Origin of the sequence: uncultured Thiodictyon sp. (assembly GCA_903837595.1) — a bacterium.
GTDB lineage: Bacteria > Pseudomonadota > Gammaproteobacteria > Chromatiales > Chromatiaceae > Thiodictyon.
In genome coordinates this window covers 1-3,231 of sequence record CAILVI010000459.1, presented here as the reverse complement: position 1 = coordinate 3,231, position 3,231 = coordinate 1, and the positions used below count along the sequence as shown (strand labels likewise).

Below are 3,231 nucleotides of genomic sequence, written 5' to 3'. Positions count from 1 at the left end.
GCAAAGGCCGCGGCCGTCTGCGCTAGATCGGCCGCGGCGGGGAGTGACAGTGACATCGTAGAGCCTCCGGATCACCAAAAACGGGGCTCCTACGCTACCGGGCCAGGGACGCGATTTCATGCAGCCTTGCCGGAGGGACACAAATGTCGACCGCCGGCAAGTTCTGGACCGATCACGTGGATCCGTTTGTAGGGATGGCAGTGCTGATCGTCGCCATGGCCCTGTGGTTCGGCGAGATTCGGCAGGATTGGTATGCCTCATTGCCCTGCCGCTTGACTGTAGTCTTTCGAAATGGCGATGGTGTTGACGCCCGTGAGGTCATGCGTTGCGAGCGGGCGGGGCTATCTGGCGAGGGCGAAATGCGGGCACTCGGGCAACAGATCGGGGCACAGATGGTCGGGGAGCGGACACTCGATTTTTGTGCGCCCAGTGTCGAATATTCCGGTGGCGACATCGAAGCCGAGAGCGACGGCAGCATCTATCGGCATTTCACGGTCGCATTGCGCCTGCGCAAACTGCCCGCGGCCATCAATGACCTGGCGCTCGATGAGGTGCTGGTCTGGCGGCCACCTTTCGACACTGAACCCGTACGCGAAACGCGCGCCTGAAACCGAGGTTCTGGCTATGACCTGCTATGTCTTGAATACCCCAGTGCTGACGGCGTATGGCGACTTCCACTTCAGCGGTCCACTGGCACCCGCACAGGCCGCAGAACAGTTGAGCCATGGCTTCGTTTCGGCCGTTGGTCACGGCGGCGCGGCGCAGTTTCTCACGCGCCTGCTAGGGCTTGAGGTTCCGACGAATCGCATCGCGATTGCGATGCAGCCGGGGGATACGGCCCTAGTCCTGCGGCTGTCCACACGACTACCGGAGGGTATGACCCTGACGGCCGAAGAGATGCAAGGTGTGGAGTTCGAGTTGGGTTGGCTGATGCGAACGGCCTGAGGTTCCCGTGCGGTCCGGCTGCGCGACTATGAGCGGGTCCCGCGGTCTATAGGCTCAGCAATTCGTAGCAACCGTAACCCATGCTCGCATTCTTGCCCACATTAAGCCATTGCCCCAGATATAGATAAGGCCAGAGTGTCTCGATATCGCTCATATCTAGGTCGATATGACCGATGAGTCCGCCGGTGGGGACGCGCTCCCCATGGCGAGCGGCATAGCGTGAGGCCTCTTGGCGTCGCAGGGCGCGCTCCAGGGTGCGCACCTGAACGCTTGCTGCCTTGAGCATGCCGAATGGTGCTTCGAGCTGGCGGCCCGTGTAGAAATATTGGAGCAGGCTGGCACGGCGCACTAGGGCCATGAGAAAGGGACCCATCTCAAGCCCACCGGACCGGTTGGCTTGACCGGAGGCCTTATAAGGACTCAAGAATCGGATGCGGACCGCAGCCGGAATCGGCGGCGCCTCGGGCGGCTCCGGGGGCCGCAGATCAAGCATGCGGCCCTTGCTGGCAACGAGCTGCGGGGGACGGCCGCCCGGAAGGTGTTGCGTGACGTCGTGCAACCAGACCTGACCGCGTTGGGGCCCAAGCCCACCCTGCCCGGCCGCGGCCATGGCCTGGATGATCAGGGGCAACCGATCGTTGGCCTCGCCCACCAGGACCAATGAGACGGCGATTTCGTCGCCCGCCAGGATGGGCTCCGGGTAATCCCGGTCCACCCGAAAGACGTGGGGGACCGGGATGCTGTCATAACGACGCATGAGTTCGGATTCAAGGGGACGCGGACCGCTGAACAGGTAGCTGTACTGACACTGGTGCAGCAGCAGGCAGCCCTGGCAGTCCGCTGCCCGGACCACACAGCATTGTTCGCGCAGGTGCAGACCGAAGACACCGTGCCAGAGACCGCGGGGGTCCACGGCGAGACGGAAGTCCGCATCCGCAATGTAGCGAAACACGTAGAGGGCAAGGGGAAGCTGGGGTTGCTCGCTGTCCATGGCCGGTTATTCAGGGGTTGGAGATCTGAATGCTATTCGTCCGGATAGCGCACTTGCAATGTTAAGCGTACGCTCACCATGGGGTCCACTAACGAAAGGGAAACATCGTGCGCGAAGGAATCCGTCATCTCGATTGGCCGATGCGCTACGGTGCCTGACCAGCTGGGGCGTCCGGTTAAGGTATACCCCGGCTTAACATAGCGCACACGGCCGAAAGTGCGTCAGGTTAGGATTGATTTCTCCTCTAGCTGAGAGGTCCGGACACGGCATCTCAGACATCAATCTACGCCTGTCATTTTCAGAAGTCGCCTGCACGACCCAACTTTTGGGAAAAAGTTTGCGAATTGTACCCCCCTGGCAAGCAACTTCACACCATCTGCCCGCAACTCCGGGCGGGAGAGACGTGCCGGTACAGTGGCTGTCGGGTCACGCCCAACTCGCGGCACAGTTCGCACCTTGGTCTCGGACCGCCCCATCGCCGCCATGGCGAGGCGAAAGAAGTCGCCTGCACGACCCAACTCTTGGGAACGAGTTTGCGAATTGTACCCCCTGGCAAGCAACTTCACACCATCTGCCCGCAACTCCGGGCGGGAGAGACGTACCGGTAAAGTGGCTGTCGGGTCACGCCCAACTCGCGGCACAGTTCGCCCACCTTGGTCTCGGATCGCCCCATCGCCGCCATGGCGAGACGAAGCTTCCCCGCGACCCCGGCAGTCACGCATCTTCCTTTACGTCGCTTCTTGGTCAGGCGCCGACGGCACGCCCAACCCATCAAGGCGCCGCTGCAAGTCACCATAGAGCGACGCCTGGACGTCGAGCCTCACCTGCAGACGCTGAACAAGCCCGTCCTGTTCGGCCAACGCTTGGCGTAGCGCGTGCTCCTCGGCGACCAGCGTCTGGCGCGCAGCCTCCACGACGGTCAGTTGCTCCGTCAACGTCGCGTTGTCTGCCTCCAGTCGCGCCTGGACCGTGACGAGCGCATCCCTTGAACGCTGGACCTCGCGCACCGTCTGCTGGGACTCACGCAACTCCCGGCGGGCATCGGTCAACTCGGCGGAGAGCCGGGCGCAATCCTGGCCGCTGCGGGTCACGTCCTCCTGTTTGGTGACCAGCGTCTGCGCGAGCTGACGCAGTTCGGCCTGAAGTTGCTGCACCTGGGTCTCGTGGCGTCGCTGGTCCTGATCCCGCTGGTCTTTGACCGACTGCCGGTAGTGCTCCTGTGCGTCGCGCTCGTGCCGTTGCTTGTCCTCCAGGGATTCGATGTGTCGACGATGCTCCGCCAGTCGTAACGTCAG

General features: G+C 62.6%; 3 protein-coding genes and 2 pseudogenes. 2 read left to right on the top strand and 3 right to left on the bottom strand.

Annotated elements, in window-relative coordinates; all coding sequences use genetic code 11:
- The first annotated feature begins 143 nt into the window (after positions 1–143).
- Both QZY44_RS27420 and QZY44_RS27415 read left to right on the top strand, forming a co-directional pair.
- The gene (locus tag QZY44_RS27420) at positions 144–608 is read left to right on the top strand and encodes a hypothetical protein (RefSeq protein WP_295455567.1); all 465 of its coding nucleotides are present in this window, start codon (positions 144–146) and stop codon (positions 606–608) included.
- Between the two features lie 16 nt (positions 609–624).
- Positions 625–945, top strand: a complete 321-nt coding sequence (locus QZY44_RS27415; protein ID WP_295455564.1) for a DUF1874 domain-containing protein — start codon at positions 625–627, stop codon at positions 943–945.
- A gap of 46 nt (positions 946–991) precedes the next feature.
- Here QZY44_RS27415 and cas6 read toward each other — a convergent pair whose 3' ends face one another.
- From cas6 to QZY44_RS27400, 3 genes and pseudogenes are all read right to left on the bottom strand, one after another.
- The gene (gene cas6, locus QZY44_RS27410) at positions 992–1,936 is read right to left on the bottom strand and encodes a CRISPR system precrRNA processing endoribonuclease RAMP protein Cas6 (RefSeq protein ID WP_295455562.1); all 945 of its coding nucleotides are present in this window, start codon (positions 1,934–1,936) and stop codon (positions 992–994) included.
- 548 nt (positions 1,937–2,484) lie between these two features.
- Positions 2,485–2,639, bottom strand: a pseudogene (locus QZY44_RS27405) (recombinase family protein); the annotation flags it as partial.
- 25 nt (positions 2,640–2,664) lie between these two features.
- Positions 2,665–3,231 (bottom strand): annotated as a pseudogene (locus QZY44_RS27400) (hypothetical protein); the annotation flags it as partial.